Annotated in this window: 3 protein-coding genes; all 3 read left to right on the top strand. The window is 69.9% G+C overall.

Annotation, left to right across the window (positions count from 1 at the left end; all coding sequences use genetic code 11):
- Positions 1-1,317 (top strand): replication-associated recombination protein A (locus tag G6020_RS05755; RefSeq protein ID WP_182609958.1); only part of this gene is annotated, 1,317 nt, incomplete at its 5' end.
- A gap of 77 nt (positions 1,318-1,394) precedes the next feature.
- Positions 1,395-1,547, top strand: a complete 153-nt coding sequence (locus tag G6020_RS05750) for a hypothetical protein (RefSeq protein WP_182609957.1) — start codon at positions 1,395-1,397, stop codon at positions 1,545-1,547.
- 205 nt (positions 1,548-1,752) lie between these two features.
- Positions 1,753-4,292: alanine--tRNA ligase (gene alaS / locus G6020_RS05745; protein WP_182609956.1), on the top strand; the 2,540-nt coding region annotated here is incomplete at its 3' end.

The following is a 4,292-nucleotide window of genomic DNA, read 5'->3' as shown; positions in this document are numbered from 1 at the left end:
GCGGGACCGGGCCAGGGGGCGGGGTCGGCTCCGCCGCCGGTCGACCCGTCGGCCCCGCTGGCGGTGCGGATGAGGCCGCGCACGCTGGACGAGGTGGTCGGACAGCAGCACCTGCTCCGCGCCAATTCGCCGTTGCGACGACTGGTCGAGGGCCGGGGAGGGTCCTCGGTGATCCTCTACGGGCCGCCCGGGACGGGCAAGACGACGCTGGCCAACCTCGTGGCCACGTCGTCCGGCCGACACTTCGTGGCGCTGTCCGCCCTGAGCGCCGGGGTCAAGGACGTCCGGGCGGTGATCGAGGACGCGCGGACACGCCAGATCCACGGCCGGCGCACCGTGTTGTTCATCGACGAGGTCCACCGGTTCTCGAAGAGCCAGCAGGATGCGCTGCTCGCCGCGGTGGAGAACGGCATCGTGCTCCTGGTGGCCGCGACCACGGAGAACCCGCACTTCTCGGTGATCGCTCCGCTGCTGAGTCGTTCCCTCATCGCCGAACTGCAGGGGTTGGACCAGGCGGGGGTGGCCACGGTGATCCGGCGCGCCGTGGCGGATGAGCGGGGCTACGCGGGGGCGCTCGAGGTGACCGACGCCGCGGTGGAGGACATCGTCCGGCTCTCCGGCGGGGACGCCCGCCGGAGCCTGACGATCCTCGAGGCCGCCGCGGGAGCCGCCGAGGACGACGTGGTGACCCCGGAGACGGTCGAGCTGAGCCTGGACGCGGCCCCGGTCCGCTATGACCGGGACGGGGATCAGCACTACGACGTCACGAGCGCGTTCATCAAGTCGATCCGCGGGTCGGACGCCGACGCGGCCCTGCACTACCTCGCGCGGATGCTGGTGGCGGGGGAGGACCCCCGGTTCATCGCCCGGCGCCTGGTGGTGCACGCGAGCGAGGACATCGGGATGGCGGATCCCACCGCACTGCTCGCCGCGTCCGCGGCGGCGGAGGTCGTGCAGAAGGTGGGGCTGCCCGAATGCCGGCTCGCCCTGGCCCAGGCCACCATCCATCTGGCGACCGCGCCCAAGTCCAACTCGGTGATCTCCGCGATAGACGCGGCGATGGCGGATGTCCGCGCCGGGGGAGTCGGTGAGGTCCCCCGTCACCTCCGGGACGGTCACTACGCCGGGGCCAAGGGGTTGGGCAACGGGGTCGGCTACCGCTACGCGCACCAGTCCCCGGCCGGGGTGGTGACGCAGCAGTACCCTCCCGACGAGCTCGTGGGCCGCGACTACTATTCGCCCACCGGCCACGGCCACGAACGAGAGCTCGGAGCGCGGGTGGCCAAGCTCCGGGGGATCATCCGCGGGAAGCCCTGACCGACCAGTCCGGTGTGTGTGAACCTGATGCGACCTGTCCTGACAGGCACACCATGGAACACGAGTTCGGAGGACACATGAGTATCGCGAGCATCTTCTCAACCCTGGTCGGGGTGGCCACCTCGGTAGGCGTCTGGGGAACCGGCGCACACAGCCTGGGCCTGCTGCCCCCGGAGGCGTTCATCACCGCCGCCAACTTCGGCATTCTCCTACCCCCTATGCCGGGATGATCCTGCCTGCCGCCCACGCGGTTCCCGGGCGCGCATCCCTGTCATAGACCAGGGCGCGCGTCTGGCGCCGTTTCCCTGCGTGCAAGTCGAACAGGGTCGCCGGCCCGGATCTGAGGTGAGAGCCATTCCTCGACCCTGAAGGTGCGCCGGTAGGCTGGTGAGCCGACTGATCCACCACCTCCGTAGACCACCAGTGAGGCCCCCTGTGCAGACCCATGAGATCCGGCGCCGATTCCTCGACCACTTCGTCAGGGCCGGTCACGCCGAGGTCCCCAGCGCATCACTGGTCCTGGACGACCCGAACCTGCTGTTCGTCAACGCCGGAATGGTCCCCTTCAAGCCCTACTTCCTCGGCCAGGAGACCCCGGAGCACGCCACCGCGACCTCCATCCAGAAGTGCGTCCGCACCCTCGACATCGAGGAGGTGGGCATCACCACCCGCCACAACACCTTCTTCCAGATGGCGGGCAACTTCTCCTTCGGCGACTACTTCAAGGAGGGGGCGATCCGCCACGCGTGGTCGCTGCTCACCTCCTCCCTGGACGACGGGGGGTTCGGAATCGACCCGGAGCTGCTGTGGGTCACCGTGTATCTCGACGACGACGAGGCCTACGGCATCTGGCGCGACGTGGTCGGCATCCCCGAGGGTCGCATCCAACGCCGCGGCATGGCGGACAACTACTGGTCCATGGGCGTCCCCGGGCCCTGCGGTCCGTGCTCTGAGATCTTCTACGATCGCGGACCGGAGTACGGGGTCGAGGGCGGACCGGAGGCGGACGAGGACCGCTACATCGAGATCTGGAACCTCGTGTTCATGCAGAACGAGCGCGGTGAGGGCACCGGCAAGGACGCGTTCGAGATCCTGGGCCCGCTACCCAAGCAGAACATCGACACCGGGATGGGGATCGAGCGCGTCGCGTTCCTGCTCCAGGGCGTCGAGAACGTCTACGAGACCGATCTGCTCCGCCCGGTGATCGACACCGCCGAGCGGCTCTCCGGCACCAGGTACGGGGTGGACAACGCCTCCGACGTCCGCTTCCGGGTGATCGCGGACCACGCGCGGACGGCGTACATGCTCATCTCCGACGGCGTGACCCCCGGCAACGAGGGGCGCGGGTACATCCTGAGGCGGCTGCTGCGGCGCATCGTCCGGTCCGTCCGACTCCTGGGCGCGACCGGTGACACGATGGCCGAGTTCATGGCCACCGTGAAGGAGGCGATCGGCCCGTCCTTCCCCGAGACGATCGCCGGCTACGAGCGCATCGAGCGCATCGCCGTGGCCGAGGAGGTCGCCTTCCTCAAGACCCTCGAGTCGGGAACCCAACTCTTCGAGCGTGCCGCCGAGGACGCCAGGGCCTCCGGCGCGGCGGTGCTCACCGGCCGCCAGGCGTTCGCCCTGCACGACACGCACGGTTTCCCGATCGACCTCACCCTCGAGATGGCCTCCGAGGCCGGACTGCAGGTCGACGAGGAGGGCTTCCGCTCCCTCATGTCCGAGCAGCGCGCCAGGGCCAAGGCCGACTCGCGGTCCAAGAAGCACGCCCACGCCGACCTGTCGGTGTACCGCGACTTCCTCGACGCCGGTGAGACCGTCTTCACCGGCTTCACCGAACTCACCGACGAGTCCACCCTCCTGGGCATCGTCTCCGGCGGAGAGGCCGTCCACGTCGCGCGCGAGGGAGACGCGGTGGAGTTCGTGCTCGACCGCACACCGTTCTACGCCGAGTCCGGTGGCCAGCTCGGTGACCGCGGGATGATCTCCACCGCTGGTTTCCAGATGCAGGTCGACGACGTGCAGAAGATCGGGAAGAAGCTCTGGATCCACAAGGGCGTCCTCACGGGCGGCGAGGTCGAGGCCGGCCAGCTCGTCACCGCGGCCGTCGACCCGGAGTGGCGCAAGGGGGCCACTCAGGGCCACTCGGCCACCCACCTCGTGCACGCCGCACTTCGTCAGATCCTCGGACCGGAGGCCGTCCAGGCCGGCTCGCTCAACAAGCCGGGGTACATGCGGTTCGACTTCAACTGGTCGGGTTCCATCCCGGCGGACGTCCTCGCGCAGGTCGAGGAGATCACCAACGCCGCCGTCGACGCCGACTACGGCGTGAACACGATCGAGACCAGCCTCGACGAGGCCCGGCGGATGGGCGCGATGGCGTTGTTCGGGGAGAACTACGGGTCGTTGGTCCGGGTGGTGGAGATCGGCGGACCGTTCTCGATGGAACTGTGCGGAGGCACCCACGTGTCCAGTTCCGCGCAGATCGGCCCGGTGAGTCTGCTGGGCGAGGCCTCGGTCGGATCGGGTATCCGGCGCGTGGAGGCGTACGTCGGGATGGACGCCTACCGGCACCAGGCCCGTGAGCGCGCTCTCGTGTCGGGCCTGGCCACCTCGCTCAAGGCGCCCGCCGACGAACTGCCCGACCGGGTGGCCGCGCTGACCGCGAAGCTGCGGGAGGCTGAGAAGGCACTGGAGTCGATGCGTGCCGCCCAGCTCGCCTCGCGGGCCGGGGACCTGCTCTCGGCGGCCGAGGACCTCGACGGGATCCGGGTGCTCGCCCACGACGTCCCGGGGGGAGCGGCGGGCGACCTGCGTACCCTCGCGTCCGACCTCAAGGGCCGACTCGGTGGGGATGCCGGTGTCATCTTCCTCACCGCCGGGGGCTCGGAGAAGGTGCCGTTCGTCATCGCGGTGAGCCCCGCCGCCCAGGAGCGCGGCCTCCGCGCGGGCGATCTGGTCAGGGCCATCTC

Source organism: Dietzia sp. B19 (genome assembly GCF_014145155.1).
In the GTDB taxonomy this organism is placed as follows: Bacteria; Actinomycetota; Actinomycetes; order Mycobacteriales; family Mycobacteriaceae; genus Dietzia; species Dietzia natronolimnaea.
The sequence above is the reverse complement of the archived record's forward strand: the minus strand, read 5'-3'. Positions and strand labels throughout refer to the sequence as shown.